Source organism: Acidovorax sp. JMULE5 (assembly GCF_013376875.1).
Taxonomy (GTDB): domain Bacteria; phylum Pseudomonadota; class Gammaproteobacteria; order Burkholderiales; family Burkholderiaceae_C; genus Acidovorax; species Acidovorax facilis.
In genome coordinates this window covers 2,601,408-2,618,254 of record NZ_CP035951.1, presented here as the reverse complement: position 1 = coordinate 2,618,254, position 16,847 = coordinate 2,601,408, and the positions used below count along the sequence as shown (strand labels likewise).

The 16,847-nt window shown below is 63.8% G+C and carries 13 protein-coding genes and 1 tRNA gene; 1 reads left to right on the top strand and 13 read right to left on the bottom strand.

The features are described 5' to 3' along the window. The first annotated feature begins 1 nt into the window (after window position 1). Window positions 2-1,381 (top strand): signal recognition particle protein, encoded by a 1,380-nt coding sequence (gene ffh, locus EXV95_RS11750; RefSeq protein WP_121421114.1) that lies wholly within the window; start codon window positions 2-4, stop codon window positions 1,379-1,381. Window positions 1,382-1,471: 90 nt separating this feature from the next. Here the strand turns inward: ffh and EXV95_RS11745 are convergent, their stop codons facing one another. From EXV95_RS11745 to EXV95_RS11685, 13 genes are all read right to left on the bottom strand, one after another. Continuing rightward, window positions 1,472-2,332 carry a C13 family peptidase gene (locus tag EXV95_RS11745; protein ID WP_255484984.1) on the bottom strand — a complete coding sequence of 287 codons (861 nt, stop codon included), beginning with the start codon at window positions 2,330-2,332 and terminating at the stop codon, window positions 1,472-1,474. Between the two features lie 246 nt (window positions 2,333-2,578). Further along, on the bottom strand, window positions 2,579-4,588 hold the full coding sequence (gene mdoH / locus EXV95_RS11740; protein WP_176886982.1) for a glucans biosynthesis glucosyltransferase MdoH: 2,010 nt from the start codon (window positions 4,586-4,588) through the stop codon (window positions 2,579-2,581). Continuing rightward, window positions 4,561-6,132 carry a glucan biosynthesis protein G gene (locus EXV95_RS11735; RefSeq protein ID WP_370460249.1) on the bottom strand — a complete coding sequence of 524 codons (1,572 nt, stop codon included), beginning with the start codon at window positions 6,130-6,132 and terminating at the stop codon, window positions 4,561-4,563. The genes mdoH and EXV95_RS11735 overlap by 28 nt, the downstream gene beginning before the upstream one ends. A 181-nt stretch (window positions 6,133-6,313) precedes the next feature. Then, complete coding sequence (locus EXV95_RS11730) at window positions 6,314-7,729, bottom strand: sigma 54-interacting transcriptional regulator (protein ID WP_055395011.1); 1,416 nt, start codon at window positions 7,727-7,729, stop codon at window positions 6,314-6,316. Between the two features lie 30 nt (window positions 7,730-7,759). Then, entirely contained in the window at window positions 7,760-8,302 is a 543-nt protein-coding gene (locus tag EXV95_RS11725) for a hypothetical protein (RefSeq protein WP_370460248.1), read from the bottom strand. Window positions 8,303-8,435: 133 nt separating this feature from the next. After that, window positions 8,436-9,899, bottom strand: coding sequence for a HAMP domain-containing sensor histidine kinase (locus EXV95_RS11720; RefSeq protein WP_176886981.1), 1,464 nt, complete (start codon window positions 9,897-9,899; stop codon window positions 8,436-8,438). Between the two features lie 22 nt (window positions 9,900-9,921). Next, a complete protein-coding gene (gene miaB / locus EXV95_RS11715) occupies window positions 9,922-11,265 on the bottom strand; it encodes a tRNA (N6-isopentenyl adenosine(37)-C2)-methylthiotransferase MiaB (RefSeq protein WP_176886980.1) in 1,344 nt (447 codons plus the stop codon). A 106-nt stretch (window positions 11,266-11,371) separates the two neighbouring features. Next, window positions 11,372-11,824, bottom strand: coding sequence for a hypothetical protein (locus EXV95_RS11710; protein WP_255484983.1), 453 nt, complete (start codon window positions 11,822-11,824; stop codon window positions 11,372-11,374). A gap of 208 nt (window positions 11,825-12,032) precedes the next feature. After that, window positions 12,033-12,109: transfer RNA gene (locus EXV95_RS11705), tRNA-Met, on the bottom strand. 25 nt (window positions 12,110-12,134) lie between these two features. Further along, window positions 12,135-12,914: an enoyl-CoA hydratase gene (locus EXV95_RS11700; protein WP_176886979.1), complete on the bottom strand. Its 780-nt coding sequence runs from the start codon at window positions 12,912-12,914 to the stop codon at window positions 12,135-12,137. Between the two features lie 115 nt (window positions 12,915-13,029). Next, the gene (locus EXV95_RS11695) at window positions 13,030-14,832 is read right to left on the bottom strand and encodes a M61 family metallopeptidase (RefSeq protein ID WP_176886978.1); all 1,803 of its coding nucleotides are present in this window, start codon (window positions 14,830-14,832) and stop codon (window positions 13,030-13,032) included. A 78-nt stretch (window positions 14,833-14,910) separates the two neighbouring features. Then, the gene (locus tag EXV95_RS11690) at window positions 14,911-15,639 is read right to left on the bottom strand and encodes a DsbC family protein (RefSeq protein WP_055393390.1); all 729 of its coding nucleotides are present in this window, start codon (window positions 15,637-15,639) and stop codon (window positions 14,911-14,913) included. Between the two features lie 53 nt (window positions 15,640-15,692). Further along, window positions 15,693-16,826 (bottom strand): FAD-dependent monooxygenase, encoded by a 1,134-nt coding sequence (locus tag EXV95_RS11685; RefSeq protein WP_176886977.1) that lies wholly within the window; start codon window positions 16,824-16,826, stop codon window positions 15,693-15,695. Window positions 16,827-16,847: the final 21 nt, after the last annotated feature.

The following is a 16,847-nucleotide window of genomic DNA, read 5'->3' as shown; positions in this document are numbered from 1 at the left end:
TATGGCCTCCGCCCTTACCGACAAACTCACGCGCCTCGTCAAGGAGATGCGTGGCCAGGCCCGCATCACCGAAACCAATGTGCAGGACATGCTGCGCGAGGTGCGCATGGCCCTGCTCGAAGCCGATGTGGCCCTGCCGGTGGTGCGCGATTTCATCGCCCGTGTCAAAGAGAAGGCCCTGGGCCAGGAAGTGCTGGGCTCGCTCAAGCCCGGTCAGACGCTGGTCAGCATCGTCAACCGTGAACTGGCCGCCACCATGGGCGAGGGCGTGGCTGACATCAACCTGGCCGCCCAGCCGCCCGCCGTGATCCTGATGGCTGGTCTACAGGGCGCGGGCAAGACCACCACCACGGCCAAGCTGGCCAAGCACCTGATCGAAAAGCGCAAGAAGAAGGTGCTGACCGTGTCGGGCGACGTGTACCGCCCGGCCGCTATCGAGCAGCTCAAGACGGTGACCAAGCAGGCCGGTGCCGAGTGGTTCCCCAGCACCCCCGACCAGAAACCTCTGGACATCGCCCACGCCGCGCTGGACTACGCCAAGAAGCACTACTTTGACGTGCTGCTGGTCGATACGGCGGGTCGCCTGGCCATCGATGAAGCCTTGATGAAGGAAATCAAGGACCTGCACGCCGCGCTGAACCCTGTCGAGACCCTGTTCGTGGTCGATGCCATGCAGGGCCAGGACGCGATCAACACCGCCAAGGCCTTCAAGGAAGCGCTGCCGCTCACCGGCATCGTGCTCACCAAGCTCGACGGCGATTCGCGCGGCGGTGCTGCGCTGTCCGTGCGCCAGATCACGGGCGCGCCCATCAAGTTTGCGGGGGTGTCTGAAAAGCTCGACGGCCTGGAGGTGTTCGATGCCGAGCGCCACGCGGGCCGCATTCTGGGCATGGGCGACATCGTGGCCCTGGTGGAGCAGGTCACCGCCGGGGTGGACATGGAGGCCGCGCAAAAGCTGGCGGCCAAGGTCAAGAGTGGCGACGGGTTCGATCTGAACGACTTCCTGTCGCAGATCCAGCAGATGAAGCAGATGGGGGGGCTCTCCAGCCTGATGGACAAGCTGCCGTCTCAGCTGACTGCCAAGGCAGGCGCACTGGACATGGACAAGGCCGAGAAGGACATCAAACGCAAGGAGGGCATCATCCAGAGCATGACGCCGCTGGAGCGCCGCAAGCCCGAACTCATCAAGGCTACGCGCAAGAAGCGCATCGCCAACGGGGCGGGTGTGCAGGTGCAAGAGGTCAACCGCTTGCTCAAGGAGTTTGAGCAGATGCAGGGCATGATGAAGAAGATGAAGGGCGGCGGCCTGATGAAGATGATGAAGAAGATGGGCGGGATGAAGGGTATGGGCGGGGGCGGCATGCCCAAGATGCCTTTCTGAGCCCCCGGCGCTGAAATGCAAAAACCCTGAAGAGGCACGGCTTCTTCAGGGTTTTTTGCATTCGGGGGAGACGGGCTTGTGGCGGCCGGCTTATGGCGCTTTCGGTGCTTGCAACCAGTTCTTGAGAGGTTGATTCGCCCAGGCCTTGGCCTCGTCACCGACAAAGATGCGTGGCTGGGATGCGGGGACCTTGCGGCGCTTTTCCTGCGCTGCGATGGATTTCTGCGCCTCGCCCATCCAGTCGGTCACAGAACGGTTTTCTGCGCCCGCCTGGCCAAACAGCGCTTCGGCAAACGGTGTGTGGTCGCCTTTGTACTGGCAATTGAAAGTGGTGCGCCGGGCGTCCGTGGCAGTGAGCAGCACGCGGTTCGGAGCTTTCAGGGGCTCGATGAACGCGCCGCTGTAGCAGGCGGAAAGCACCACCAGCGTTGGCACATCGTTGAGCGGGGCCAGCGCATTGCTAAGGATTTGGGGGTTGAGCGGCGGCAGGTGTTTGCCGCCCGCGTTGATGTTGAGCAGACCGGGGTTGCTGTGGGTCGAAATGAGCAGCAGAACGCGGTCTCGCGGGCGCGCCACTTCGGCCATTTTGGACATCACCAGCGCGAAGTTCTCGGGGGTGGCCTGCGGCCAGTCGGCGCTCTGATCGCGTGCCGGGTTGGCCAGCTTGAGCATCAGCGCATTCGGATCGATATCTTTGACCAGCTTTTCGGCCAGAAGCACGTCGTTGCGGAAAACCTTGGATTGCGAATGCATCGCAAATCCCGCAAAGATGATGCGCCCTGGGGGCTCGGGTGGTGGAGCCGGTGGTGCTGGCGCAGCGACTGGGGCCGGTGCTGCCACGGGAGCCTTTGCTGAGGGCGCGGCGCAGCCGGTGATGACAAGGGCCAGGGCGAGTGCGCTGGCATGGCACAGCCGCTGGCGGGCGACAGTTAAAAACAGAGACGATTGCATCGATGACAGGGCCGCACACCGCAGAAACCGCGATGAATCGGTTTCACGCACAGGGGCCGGTTGGAAGGGATGCGTATCGTAACGGTGCCGCCAACAGCGGGGGGGCGCCACCCTGTTGCTGGGGAATTTGCTGTTTTTCGGCGCTAGCGCTTGTTGGTAAACATTTTATTGCTATAAATAATATAGCATTCGCAAAAAAGCCGGTGCATGCACCGGCTTGTGGTTTGTGGGGCAATTGTCACATGCCTACAACGCTGCCAGCGGCGCTGGCCGTGCCAGCCGGCTTGCATGCAGCCAAGCTCGGCGCAGCACCGGCGGTGACCAGGACTCCTCGGGGATCAGCAACAGGCGTTGCGCGCGCATGGCCTTGCCCAACGCGATCTGGCTGGTGAACACGGCCAGCGGTATGGCCAGCGCCAGGGGCAGGCCCACAGGCATGAGCCACAGCAGGGCGCTGCTATCGATCACGGCGACACCCACTGCCAGCAGGGCAATCACCAGGCTCATGGGTGCCAGCTGGCGCACGGCGTGGCGCCAGGGCACGGCATGGGCTTCGCGCGGGGGCGACTTCCATTCCAGCTTCAGGCCGGTGAGCGCAATCAGCACGAACAGCGAATGCGCCAGCATGCGGATGGGGGCCTGCAGGATGGCCAGCACACTCTCCAGCGCGGCGCTCTTGAGCAGGCTGACGGCACCGCCGTATTCCTTTTGCTCGCGGCGCATGAAAACGGCGGCCACACCCAGGATGCGAGGCAGGAACAGCATGCACAGTGTCCAGGCCCACAGCGACAGCAATTCGGCCGGCAGGATGTGCCAGTCGGCCACCAGCTTGGCGCCCGACAGCCACAGCGCCGTGCCCAGTGTCAGGAAGGCGAGCCACAGCGGCGCCGACAGGTAGGCCATGGCACCCGTGATGAACATCGAGCGGTGCACCGCGTGGATGCCTGGCTCGGCCATCAAGCGTGCGTTTTGCAGGTTGCCCTGGCACCAGCGGCGGTCGCGCTGCAGTTCGGCCAGCAGGTCGGGGGGTTGCTGTTCGTAGCTGCCGATCAGGTCCGACACGAGCCACACGTGGTAGCCAGCGCGGCGCATCAGCGCGGCTTCGACAAAGTCGTGCGACATGATGCCGCCCGCCAGGCCACCTTTGCCCTTGATGGGCGCGAGGGCGCAGTGTTCCATGAAGGGTGCCACGCGAATGATCGCGTTGTGGCCCCAGTAGTGGGATTCACCCAGCTGCCAGTACTGCATGCCCAGCGTGAACAGGCGACCGGTGACGCGTGAGGCGAACTGCTGCGCGCGGGCGTGGAGCGTGACGTGGCCGATGGCCTGGGTTGCCGTCTGGATGATGCCCGCCGTGGGGTTGGCTTCCATGAGCTTGGCCATAGAGACGATGCAGTCACCGCTCATCACGCTGTCGGCGTCCAGCACCACCATGTAGCGGTAGTCCTTGCCCCAGCGGCGGCAGAAGTCGGCCACATTGCCGGCCTTGCGGTGCGTGCGGCGGGCGCGCAGGCGGTAGTACACCTGCACCTGGGGTTGCTGGCTGTGCTGCGCCAGGGCGCTGCGCAGTTCCTCCCAGGCGGCGCGTTCAGCCTGGGCGATGGCAGGGTCGTAGCTGTCGGACAGCACAAACACGTCGAAGGTGGCCCCGTGGCCGGTCGATGCCACCGACTCGCACGTTGCCCGCAACCCCGCAAACACAGTGGCTACGTCCTCGTTGCAGATCGGCATGATGATGGCCGTGCGCGCGTCGGGTGCCAGTTCATGCTCCACCACACTGCGCACGGACAGCGCATGCCGGTCGCCGCGCAGCATGACCCAAAAGCCCATCAAGCCGGTGAGAAAGCCGGTGACCACCCAGGCCGAAAGCAGGGCGAACAGCGCGATCTGGCCATAGCCCAACCAAGGGTTCTCATACTCAGGCTGCACGCCGGCAAACAGGAAACTCGCCAGAGCCGTGGTCAGCACCGTCAGCACCGCAAAGGTCCAGCGGCGGCGCTGCGCAGCACCCTCCCATTCCTGGGCTGGCCGGTTTTCGGGTGATGCGGGAGGGCTGGTTTCGGTGCGACCGGTCAGCTTGAGAAGCAGCGCCGTGCCAATGCTGTTCCAGAAGCCGCGCCAGGGCACGGGTGCCATGGAACCCCGGTGGACGGGCGGCGCGGTGACGGCATTGGGATGCCGTTCCTCGCGCAGCGTGCTGCGTTGGGGGTGATGGGGCACCGGGGGGCTTACTCGGGAAGAATGATGTGCGTCCATGTTTCACTCACAGCGTTGTTGTCGTGTTGAAGAAAAGCGCGCAGCTCGATCGGGCGATCGGCCTTTTGGCGCTGTACGCGAACGGTCATGCGCCACTGCTCGGTGGCAGGATTGCGGTAAACGATGTTTTCCAGCACCTTGCCGTTGGCATCGCTGGTCACCACGGCTTTCACGGTGGCGTCAGCGGGCAAAGCCTTGAGGGCGGGGCCGTCGAAATCGACCACGTACTGCGCCTGCTGGCGCAAGGCGGCAGCGGTCTCTTTGGTGTAGCCCACGCCCCGGCGCGATTGCGTGGCCCAGGCCCCGGGCGGCCGCTGCTGTTCATCGCCTTGCCAGCTCAGCTCGTAGGCGAATTCCAGGGGCTGGCCGGGGGCGGGCATCTGGGCGGGCACCCAATACGCCACGATGTTGTCGTGCGTTTCGTCGGGGGTGTTGAGCTGCACCAGTTCGACGCGGCCAGCGCCCCAGTCGTGCAGGGGGCGCACCCAGGCACTTGGGCGGCGCTCATAGCGGGCCTCCACGTCCTCATAGTTCGACCATTGGCGGTCGCGCTGCATCAGGCCAAAGCCTTTGGGATTTTTGGTGGCAAACGATGTGACCAGCGTCTGCTTGGGGTTTTGCAGCGGACGCCAGAGCCATTCGCCCTCGCCCGTGGCAATCATCAGCCCGTCGGAGTCATGGACCTCGGGCCGGAAGTCTTCTTTGCGGGGCTGGTTCTCGCCAAAGAAAAACATGCTGGTCAAGGGCGCAATGCCCAGCGTGGCGATGGGCTTGCTGCCCGTGCTGGGCCGCACAAAAATGCGGCTGCGCACGGTGGTGGTGGTCTGCGTCCCCGGCTGGATGTCGAAGTGGTAAGCGCCGGTGGCACGGGGCGAATCCAGCAACGCATACACGGTGACCTGCGTGGACAAGGGATCGGGCCGCACCAGCCAGAACTCGGTGAAGCGTGGGAACTCTTCGCCACTGCCACCCACGGTGTCGATAGCCAGCCCGCGCGCTGACAGGCCGTACTGCTGACCCTTGCCCAGTGCGCGGAAGTAGCTGGCGCCCTGGAAGACCACCAGCTCATCCTTGTAGGCGCTGGAGTTGAGGTGGTTGTGCAGGCGAAAGCCCGCAAAGCCGAGGTCGCCCCAGGCCTCAGGCCGCACCTGGTTCTTGCCGTAGTCGAAGTCCGCACGGCTGTAGCCGATGTGGCGCGCGCCCTGCGGTGTCACCTCGTTGATCAGCACCGGCTCCTTCTGGTACAGGCCCAGGTGGAAGAACATGGCCTCGAACGGCAGCTTTTCGGCGCGCCACAGGGCACGGTCGGGGCGCCAGCGGATGTCGCGCACCTGGTCGTAGTTGAGTTTGGCGAGGTCGGCGGGGAGCTTGTCGCTGGATGCGCGATAAGGCTTCTCCGCCCGTTCCCGGGCGATGCGGGTGACGCTGTCGAAATCGAAGCTCTGGGCCTGTGCGGCGCCTGCCAACAGGGTGGCGGCCAGCACTATCGCGGCCTGTGGGAGGCGGCCGGTGAAGCGTGAACAGTGAGAAAAAACAGCTTGCATGCTGAGACTAGGGCAAACCCTGTGCCAGCTTCAAAAAACTGTTTTAAATCAATGGTTTAAGTCATCAATTGCATGTAAGCAGTTGTGCGACCCGTGGATTGGGGGGGAAATCCAGTGTTTTTGTCGCCGAATGGCGACAGTGTGGCAAGGCGCTAGAGAAAAACTGAATCAAATCAACGACCTAGTCGTGTCGCTCATCAGCGACGTCTTCGTTGTCCACAGCGTCGTTCTTGAAGTTTCCGGGGGTCAATGCGTGCTTTTGCAGCAGCCGGTAGAACTCCGTGCGGTTGCGCTGTGCCAGGCGCGCCGCGTCGGCTACATTGCCATCCGTCATCTTGAGCAGGCCCACCAGGTACTCGCGCTCAAACCTTTGCCGGGCCTCGGCAAAGCTCAGCACCTGGGTAGATGGCGTGCGCAGCGCGCGCTGCACCAGCGTCAGGGGCACCAGGGGAGTGGTGGAAAGGGCACACACCTGTTCGACGACGTTGTAGAGCTGTCGCACGTTGCCAGGCCAGGCGGCCAGGGTCAGTGCCTTGAGCGCCTCGGGTGCAAAGCCTGACAGGCGCTTGTCGTACTTGCGCGCCAGCTTGTCGAGGAAGTGGTTGGCCAGCAGCGCGATGTCTTCGCGCCGGTCTCCCAGGGTGGGCAGCGCCAGCGTGACCACATTGAGCCGGTAGTACAGGTCTTCGCGGAACTGGGCCGTGGCCATGGCGGCTTCCAGGTCGCGGTGGGTGGCAGAGATGATGCGCACGTCGATGGGAATCGACTGGCTGGCACCCACGGGGCGCACCGCACGTTCCTGCAGCACCCGCAGCAGCTTCACCTGCAGGGCGGGTGGCATGTCGCCAATCTCGTCGAGCAACAAGGTGCCGCCTTCCGCCGCCTGGAACAGCCCCTTGTGGTTGCTTACCGCATCGGTAAAGGCACCTTTGACGTGACCGAACAGTTCGGATTCGAGCAGGGCCTCGGGGATAGCGCCGCAGTTGACCGCCACAAAGGGGTGGCGCGCGCGCGGGCTGGCGCGGTGGATGGCCTGGGCCAGCAGCTCCTTGCCCGAGCCGCTATCGCCCAGCAGCAGCACACTCGCGTCTGACTGGGCCACCATGTAGGCCTCGGCCAGCAGGTCGGTCATGCGGTTGGAGCGGCTCACGATGTCGGCGCGCCATGCTTCATGGGCGTGGGCATGCGTGACGGCAGGTGCGCTCAGGGCCAGGGCCTGGGCGATTTTTTCCAGCAGTTCCTTGCCGTCGTAGGGCTTGGTGAGGTAGGTGAATACCCCCCGCGAAGTGGCTTCCACCGCGTCGGGAATGGTGCCGTGGGCAGTGAGCAGGATGACCGGCAGCGAAGGGTGTCGCGCACGCACTTCGTCGAACAGCGCGAGGCCATCGCGCCCGGGCAGGCGTACATCGCTCAGCACGAGCTGTGGGCGCGCCATGTCCAGCTGCGCCAGGGCCGCCTCGGCCGAGCCCACGGCGACCACGTCGTATCCGGCGGCCTGCAAGCGCAGCGACAGCAGTCGCAGCATGTCGGCATCGTCGTCCACCACAAGGACGCGGGCGCGGGGCGTTGTGCGGGATGGGGTGGGGGCGGCTGCCATGGCGGTTTCCTTTGACACCTTCCTGAGCGATCAGGGCGTGGGGCGCTGTGGGCTGCTGCCCGGGGGGGAGGCGGGGGCTGCAGGAAGCGGGGCCGGGCGCGTGGTCAGGCTGCGTTCGATGGCGCGCACGGCCTCCAGCCGTTCGTTGAGCTGGTCGTTGCGGCGCTGCGCCTCGCGCAGTTGCTGGCCCTGCCGCTCCAGCTGGTCTTCCAGCCTGCGTTGCTGCAGAAGCCGCGACTCCATCAGCCGCGCCAGGGGGTGGAGGGCTTGTGCCGCTGCCGTGGTGTTGCTCATCACCCGCTGCACCAGGCCCAGGGCACGGGCCGTATCGACGGGCTGGCGCGTCTGGGCCAATGCTGTTGCCAGAAGGAGGGGGGTCTCCACCGAGGCATCTTCCGCCTCGCCCAGGCGGGCAATCTCTTTGGCCAGCTCTGCGGGGGCCATGCGCAGGGTACGGTCCGTTTGCGCCAGCACCTGGAGTACCGGGATGGCATCCGAAGGAGCGCTGGTGGCGGCGGCCGGGTTGGGGCTGGGGGATTCCGTAGCCACCGGGGCTGGCGTGGGGGTGGTCATGGGCGGAACAGGCGCTGCAACCGCTTGGGGCGCCGTCGCATTGCATCCGGCCAACGTGATGGCTGCAGCTAGCAACATCACCCATACCGGAAAGTCCAGGGCGCGCATGTTGGTGGGGTGGACGGGAAGACAACTAGGCAGCATGCGGTAGTTCCATGCGAAAAAAGGTGTGGACGCCATCTTCCACCAACCGCACCTGGCCGCCGTGGGCGACGATGTACTCTTGGACGATGGAAAGCCCGATGCCGGTGCCGCGCACTGCGTCGTCCGGCTGGCGGATGCCACGGTAAAAAGGTTCGAACACGCGGTCACGGTCTGCCTGGGCCACACCGGGGCCCTGGTCCGAAACGTCCACGCGCACGCAGCCCGCATGGCGCGAGAGGGATAGCCGCACCGTTCCCCCTTTGGGCGAAAAACGAATGGCGTTGGACAGCAGGTTGCTGATGGCCGAGGCGATTTTGTCGGCGTCAACGGGCAGAGAGATGGCGGATCCTTCCACCAGCACCCGCAGGCCCCGGGCCTGCCATTGCAGCCGCTGTGCTTCCACCTGGGCTTCCAGCAGCGCGAGCAGATCGGTGTCGCGCCGCTGCAGCTGGCGTGCCTCGAAGGCTGCAGCGTTAAAGCGCAGCAAGGCTTCAATCTCCCCTTGCAAAACCAATGTGTTGTGGTGGAGGATCTGTGTGACTTCGCGCTGGCCGGCATTGAGTTCACCGGTCACACCGTCCTGCAGCAGCGCCACGCCCTCGCGCATCGCGGCCAGCGGCGTCTTGAGTTCGTGCGAGACATGGCGCAGGAAGCGGGCCTTGTCCGAATCCAGTTCCAGCAGCCTCAGGCGCAGCCATTCCAGCTGCTGCCCCACGCGGCGTACGTCGTCGGGGCCGGAGATCACCACGGGCGCTTCAAGCTGGTTCTCGCCCAACCGCCGAATCGTGCCTTCCAGCCGCTTGAAAGGACGGGCAAGCCAGATGCCCAGCGCCAGGGCCAGGACGAGCGCCAGGACGATCACCCCTACCACCTGGTGCGTCACGTTGCGGCGGCTCGCTTCCACCCGGTCCAGCAGCGCGCGGTTACGTTGTGCATTGATCTCCTGGACCGATTGCACGATGGCGGTATGCAGCGCTTCAAGCGTGACAAATTCTTCCGCTACCCGTTGCTCGTTTTCCAGGGCCCGTTCCGGCGGTGCATCCAGCAGTGCCTTCACGGCGTCAAGATGCGCACTCCACTGGCTGGCCTGGTCCTCGGGAAGGCCGCCCTGGTGCAACTGGTCGAGAACGGCTTGTGCCTCTACGGACATTTCGTTGAAGCTGCGCCGCAGCGGCGCATCCCGCAGCACCAGGGACTGGCGTGCCGCGCGTTCCAGGGCCTGCCCGCGCTGGTTCAATGCCTGGGCCGCTGTGCTCAGCGTGGTGGCCTCGGCGGCACCAAGCCGACTTTGCGCCATGAGCTGTTCCAGGGTGTACAGCGCCCGCAACGAGCTTACCCCCAGCAGTCCCGCTATGAGCAGGAAGGCCAGAAGCAAAAGCTGCTGAAACGAGAGGCCGTGCAGCGGGCCGTCGGCCTTGCGAAGATCCGCGCTTGGCGGGGTGTCTGCCGTCATTGCCACGGGCGCCGGGTGCGCGTCAGGCTGCGACTGCCGCCTCGCGGGTGAGCACTTCGCCGCGCAGCGTGTAGGCCTTGGCTTCGGTGATGGTGACATCCACCATCTGGCCTACCAGGCGTGACTGACCCACAAAGTTCACCACGCGGTTGCATTCGGTACGGCCCATCAGCTCGGTGGTATCGCGCTTGGAAGCGCCTTCTACCAGGATGCGCTGTAGCGTGCCCACGCGGCTTTCGCTGATGGACTTGATGTTGGCGTTGATGACGCCTTGCAGGTGCTGCAGGCGGCGCAGCTTTACGTCGTGCGGCGTGTCGTCGTGCAGGCCAGCCGCTGGGGTGCCGGGGCGGGGGCTGAAGATGAAGCTGAAGCTGTTGTCAAAGTGGATGTCGTCAATCAACTTCATCATCTTGTTGAAGTCGTCCTCGGTCTCGCCGGGGAAGCCCACGATGAAGTCGCTGCTCATGGCCAAGTCAGGTCGGATGGCGCGCAGCTTGCGCACCGTGCTCTTGTATTCCATGGCGGTGTAGCCGCGCTTCATGGCCATCAGGATGCGGTCGCTGCCGTGCTGCACGGGCAGGTGCAGGTGGCTGGCCAGCTTGGGCAGCTTGGCATAGGCCTCGATCAGCCGAGGGGTGAACTCATTGGGGTGGCTGGTGGTATAGCGGATGCGCTCGATGCCCGGGATGTCGGACACGTATTCGAGCAGCAGGGCAAAGTCGGCAATCTCGGCCGTGCCACCCATCTTGCCCAGGTAGGCGTTCACGTTCTGGCCCAGCAGGGTGATTTCCTTCACGCCCTGGTCGGCCAGCCCTGCCACTTCCACCAGCACGTCGTCAAACGGGCGGCTCACCTCTTCGCCCCGGGTGTAGGGAACCACACAGTAGCTGCAGTATTGGCTGCAGCCTTCCATGATGGACACAAAGGCCGAGGCGCCCTCCACGCGCGCGGGCGGCAAGTGGTCGAACTTCTCGATCTCAGGGAAGCTGATGTCCACCTGCGGCTTGTCTAGCCGTTCACGCTGGTTGAGCATCTCGGGCAGGCGATGTAGGGTCTGGGGGCCGAACACCACGTCCACGTAGGGCGCGCGCTTGATGATCTCGGCGCCCTCTTGGCTGGCCACGCAGCCGCCCACACCAATCTTCACGCCGCGCGCCTTCAGGTGCTTGATGCGGCCCAGGTCGCTGAAGACTTTCTCCTGCGCTTTCTCGCGCACGGAGCAGGTGTTGAAGAGGATGAGGTCGGCTTCGTCCACGTTCTGCGTGGGCTCGTAGCCTTGGGCAGCGTGGAGCACGTCGGCCATCTTGTCCGAGTCGTACTCGTTCATCTGGCAGCCGAAGGTTTTGATGAAGACTTTTTTGGCCATGGCAGGCTCTCTTGCAATCAGAAAGAAAAAGGGCGGAGCACCGCAGCGCACCGCAAACATTCAAGGACCGCGCCGAGGCACAGGGCGCGGCTGATGGGTCAACGCATCACTTGCGGATGACGTCGTACTCGGTGCGGTAGTTGCGCTCGACCGTGTCGCTGCCCTTGCGGGGCTGCTCGGCTTCGCCCTGGGTCAGGATCCAGGCAGTGATCAGCATGCCGGTGCTGTTTTCGATCACGTAGTTCACCTTGTAGCTCTGCCCCAGCACCGTGTGCATCATGACCAGCGTGTTCTGAGGGCTCAGCAGGCGCATGCCAGGCGCCAGGCGGATGGTGCGGCCATTGAGCGTGGCCTCCGATGCCGTGTTGAGGGTCAGGGTGCCGCGCTGGGCCGCATCGGGAAAGGTCCGCATGCCGCCAAGCCCGGGCTGTACCTGGGCGGACACCGGCAGGGTGCCGCAGAGCAGGGCGCAGGCCACAGCCGCGAAGAGCTTTCGCGCGGGTGCCGTCGGCGAAGTGAGGGAGGAAGCAAGCAAGGAAGTCGTGGTGCAGCGGTTCATGGTTTACATCCAGGGGCTGAAACAGCGATTCTAAAAGCGGGGCCAATCCCCGCAGTTCTCAAAAATAATAGCTGCTCGCGCTTGTCTTTAAAGGACTTCAAGCAGTTTTCACTTGAAAACCAATGGTGCCAAGCGTCGGCAGCTATGATTTTTGCGGCGCGGCTGACCAATAAAAAACCCACAGTGCGCAGGCACTGTGGGTTGGATTTGGTGGTCGTAGGTGGACTTGAACCACCGACATCAGCATTATGAATGCTGCGCTCTAACCAACTGAGCTATACGACCGCAGTCCAAGATTATAGAACAAAAATTATTGGTGTGTGAAGTTCGCGGTGCGCTTGTTCATGAAAGCGTCCATGCCTTCCTTCTGGTCCTGGGTGGAGAACAGGGCGTGGAAGAGGCGGCGCTCGAACATCACACCGTCCGACAGGCTGCCTTCGAAGGCGCGGTTGACCGACTCCTTGGCCGCCATCACGGCGATCTGGGAGAAGCCTGCAATGATGATGGCGGCACCCAGTGCTTCGTCCATGAGCTTGTCGTAGGGCACCACGCGGCTGACCAGGCCGGAACGTTCGGCTTCCACCGCGTCCATCATGCGACCGGTCAGGGCCATGTCCATCGCCTTGGATTTGCCCACTGCGCGCGGCAGACGCTGCGTACCGCCTGCGCCGGGGATCACGCCCAGTTTGATTTCGGGTTGGCCGAATTTGGCGTTTTCAGCGGCGATGATGAAATCGCACATCATGGCCAACTCGCAGCCACCGCCCAGCGCAAAACCACTGACAGCGGCAATGACGGGCTTGCGGATGGAGCGGATCGCTTCCCAGTTGCGGGTGATGTAGTCGCCCTTGTAAGTGTCGGCAAAACTGTATTTCGCCATGGCGCCAATGTCGGCGCCTGCGGCAAACGCCTTTTCACTGCCTGTGACGATGATGCAGCCGATTTTTTCGTCCGCATCAAAGGCCTTCAGTGCTGCGCCCAGCTCATCCATGAGCTGGTCGTTCAGCGCGTTGAGCTGCTTGGGCCGGTTGAGCGTGACGATACCAACCTTGTCCGCCTCAATGCGAACCTCGATAGTTTCGTAAGACATGAAATCTCCTGGGTTTATAGGTAGTTATGAAAGCACGAACGAATATACCCAAGCATGCCCGAACCTATGCGCTGGTAGGTAGAACACCGTACCAATCAGGTGTCATGTCCCTGGCTCAGTTCAACCAGCGCCCCAGAGCGGCAGCGTTGGCAATCGACAGGCTCACCGTGTCTGGCACCGTGGCGGTGGTGCGGGAGGTCTTCTTGGGGGGCGTGGACGCACTGCGGGCCGACAGTTCGAGCGGCAATCGCAGCAGTCGGCCGTCCCGTGCCACCAGTGCCGTCAAGGATGTCTCGGTGCCGGCATAGAACGCCACGTCCTCCAGCTTGCTGATGCGCCACCCCTGGCCTTTCACATCGATGCCCAGCCACTCATCGCCAGCCGCCATGCCCGCCTTTTCCGCAGGGCCACCTCGCAGCACAGTCTTGATTTGCACGCTGTGGTTTTCTCCCACCCGCAGCCCCAGCCGCTGCGCCCATTGGGGGGGCTCCGCCTTGAGCAAAACGCCGTTGGCTTCCAGCAACTCTGCCAGCGGCAGTTCTGCGGTGCTGTGCACCCACCGCGCCAGTTCTGCGTCGAAGGGCCGGTCGGACAGTTCTTTCAATACTGCCAGCAAATCGTCTTGCGACATCGGGCCGCCCTGGCACCGCAGCCACAGCGTGCGCATGACCTCATCCAGGCTGGTCTTGCCTTCGCGGCGCAGGGCCAGGTCCAGGCACAGGGCCACCAGCGAGCCCTTGGTGTAGTAGCTGACCGTCGCGTTGGGGGTGTTTTCGTCCTGGCGGTAGTACTTGACCCAGGCGTCAAAGCTGGCCTGCGCCACGGTCTGCACGGCCCTGCCTGGTGTCTGGAGCACCTGGTTGATGGTTTTGGTGATGAGCTTCAGGTACGCAGCGTCGTCAATCAACCCTGCTCGGCGCAGCAGCAAATCGTCGTAGTAACTGGTAAAGCCCTCGAAAAACCACAGCAGCTCCGTGTAGTTTTCGCGGGTGTAGTCGTATTGGGCAAAATCGGCGGGGCGCAGCCGCTTGACGTTCCACGCGTGGAAGTACTCGTGGCTGATCAGGCCCAGCAGTGTGGTGTATCCATCACCAGTGCGGGCCTCATCGACCCGTGGCAGGTCGCGCCGGCCACAGATGAGCGCGGTGGAGTTGCGGTGCTCCAACCCTCCGTAGCCGTCGCCCACGGCGTTGAGCATGAACAGGTAGCTCTTGAAAGGTGCCTTGCCTTCGCCATGCCAGAAACGGATTGCGGTCTCGCAAATCTTCTGGGTATCTGCCAGCAGGCGCTTGCCGTCAAAAGAGGGCGCTGCACCAGCCACCACAAAGCGGTGCGGAACGCCGCAGGCCGTGAAGCGGCCGGTCCAGAAGAGGCCCATTTCCACCGGGCAGTCAACCAGCTCGTCGTAGTTCGCCGCAGCGTAGAGACCAAAACCCTTCTTGTCTGTCTTGACGGGGGACAAGCCGGTGGCCACTGACCAGGTGGCCGTAGCAGGCGTGCTGGCAATATCGAGCGTGTGGCGCTGCGTTTCCTGGCCCTGCACGCGCAGGCACAGGCTGGTGCCGTTGAAAAACCCGCGCGATGCGTCCAGCCAGGCCGTGCGCACCGAGGTGTCGTAGGCGCAGACGGCGTAGGACAGCACAAGGGGCTTGTTGGGGCTGCATTCAGCTTGCCACCGATGCTTGTCCAGTTGCGTGAGCTTCACTTCCCGCGTGCCCTGATGGGCTTTGAGCTCTTGCAGATTTTTGGAGAACTCCCGCACCAGATAGCTCCCCGGAATCCAGATCGGCAGCGAGACCTCTTGCTGCGCCGAAGGGTGGGGAATCGTCAGTGCAATGCGAAACAGATGACCGTGCAGGTCCGCTGGCTCAACGAGGTAGTGAATGGCGGCGGATTCTGGCTTGCGGGTTGAGGGCATGGGCAACTGCAGGTTCGGGCCTTGTGGTCAGATGGCGCGGCCCGTGGGCGCGGGGCCTGCGCGCATGCAAAACGCGTATTAGTTGGCGGCAGGGGTTTCGCTGCTGGCCTCGGCGAGGCGCTTTTCCACTTCCTTGGCGCCGATGGCTCCCGGCACGCGGGCGCCGTTGGCAAAAATCAGCGTAGGCGTTCCTGTGATCTTGTGCTTGCGGCCAAATGCCAGGTTGCGCTGCAAGGCGCTGGTATCGCAGCTCGCTGCAGGCACAGGCTTGTCCCGCACCATGAGATCCTGCCAGGCCGTCACCTGGTCTTTGGAGCACCAGATGTTGCGCGATTTTTCCGCAGAGTCGGGGCTGAGGATGGGGTACAGGAACAGGTACACCGTCACGTTGTCCACGTTCTGCAGATCGCGTTCAAAACGCTTGCAGTAGCCGCAGTTGGGGTCCTCAAAAACGGCCAACTTGCGTTTCCCGTCGCCGCGCACAATGGTGAAGGCGTCTTTGAGGGGCAATGCCGAGAACTCGACGGCTGTGAGCTTTGCAATGCGGTCTTCGGTCAGATTCCGGCGCACTTTCGTATCGATCAGTTCACCCTGGATCACATAGTTGCCCTTGGCGTCCGTGTAGAAAAGGTCCGTCCCGATGCGTACCTCGTAGAGGCCTTTCATGGGGGTGGGGCGCACCTCGTCAATCTTGTCCATTTGGGGAATGCGTTCGGCGAGCGCCTTGCGGATGTCTGCTTCTTGTGCAGTGGCGGCAAAGCCGGAGGCCAGCGCGGCGGCTGCGAGCAGGGTGGGAATCAGTTTCATGGTGTTCTCGTTCAAACGGTCTGGTGGCTTCCAGAGGTCGGCCACCGGTGTGGTCAGTAATTTCCCATGGCCTGGCGGGCCACGAAGTGCTTCAGCGGGCCGCTCAGTTCAAAGCCCTTCATTCCCCAGTTGCGCAGCGCCTGCAGCGGCCCTTCCTGGCGGGAGAAGAGTTGTTGCAGGCCATCCGTCGCCAATCCCATCGGCAGCAGGGCAGCCTTGCGCTCGCGCTCGTAGCCCCGCAGCAAACGTACATCAGCCACACTGCGCCAGTAGTCGCGCCCATGCAGCGCGCTGGCCAGGGCTTGCGCGTCTGCCAGTCCCAGGTTCAACCCCTGGCCTGCGAGCGGATGCACGTTGTGCGCCGCGTCACCAGCCAGCACCCAGCTGCGCGGGTTTTTTCCGGTGGATGGCAAGCTGCCACACCAGCGGTCTGCTTTTGCAAGCTGAAGGGGCCAGGCTGCTCGTTCCGCACTGAGCGTCAGCGACCCCAGGGATTCCCGGCTGGCCATCTGGAGCTTCTGCGCGAATTCTTCAGGGGACAAGGCCATCAGCGGCGCGACCTGTTCCTGCAAGACGGACCAGACAACCGCCACGGAGTTCCCCTGCGGCCCGCCCAAAGGCAAAAAAGCCAGGATGCCGTCGGGCAAAAACCATTGCCGTGCCACCTGTTCGTGGGCGCGTTCACACTGCAATCGGGTGGCGATGGCGTGTTGCCCATACGGCGTTACCTGAAAACCCACACCGAACTCTTCGCGCGTGCTGCTGGCGCGGCCCTCGCACACCACGGTCAGGGCCGCTGGCACGGGGGTATCGACCATTTCCACCTGGGGCTGGTAGCGCAGAGCTTCGGCGAGGCGGGCTTCCAGGGCGGGCACGTCAACGATCCAGGCCAGGGCTTCCACCCCTTGGGTGGCCGCATCAAAATGCACGGCGCCATCCCGGTCTCCCTGTACCTGCATGGATCGCACGGCTGTGGCGTGCTCTGCATCGGGCCAGCTGCGAAGCGAATCCAGCAGTTTGCGCGATGCTGCGTTCAGCGCATAGGCCCGCACATCGGCGGTTGCGGGGGCCTTCGGGCCGGGTGCAGGTAGCAGGGCCACTTTCAGCCGTTCGCGGGCCAGCAGCAGTGCCAGCGTCTTGCCCACAATGCCGGTGCCGCGAATACAGATATCAAAGGTTTGGGCCATGGCGGCATTGTAGGAGCGGGC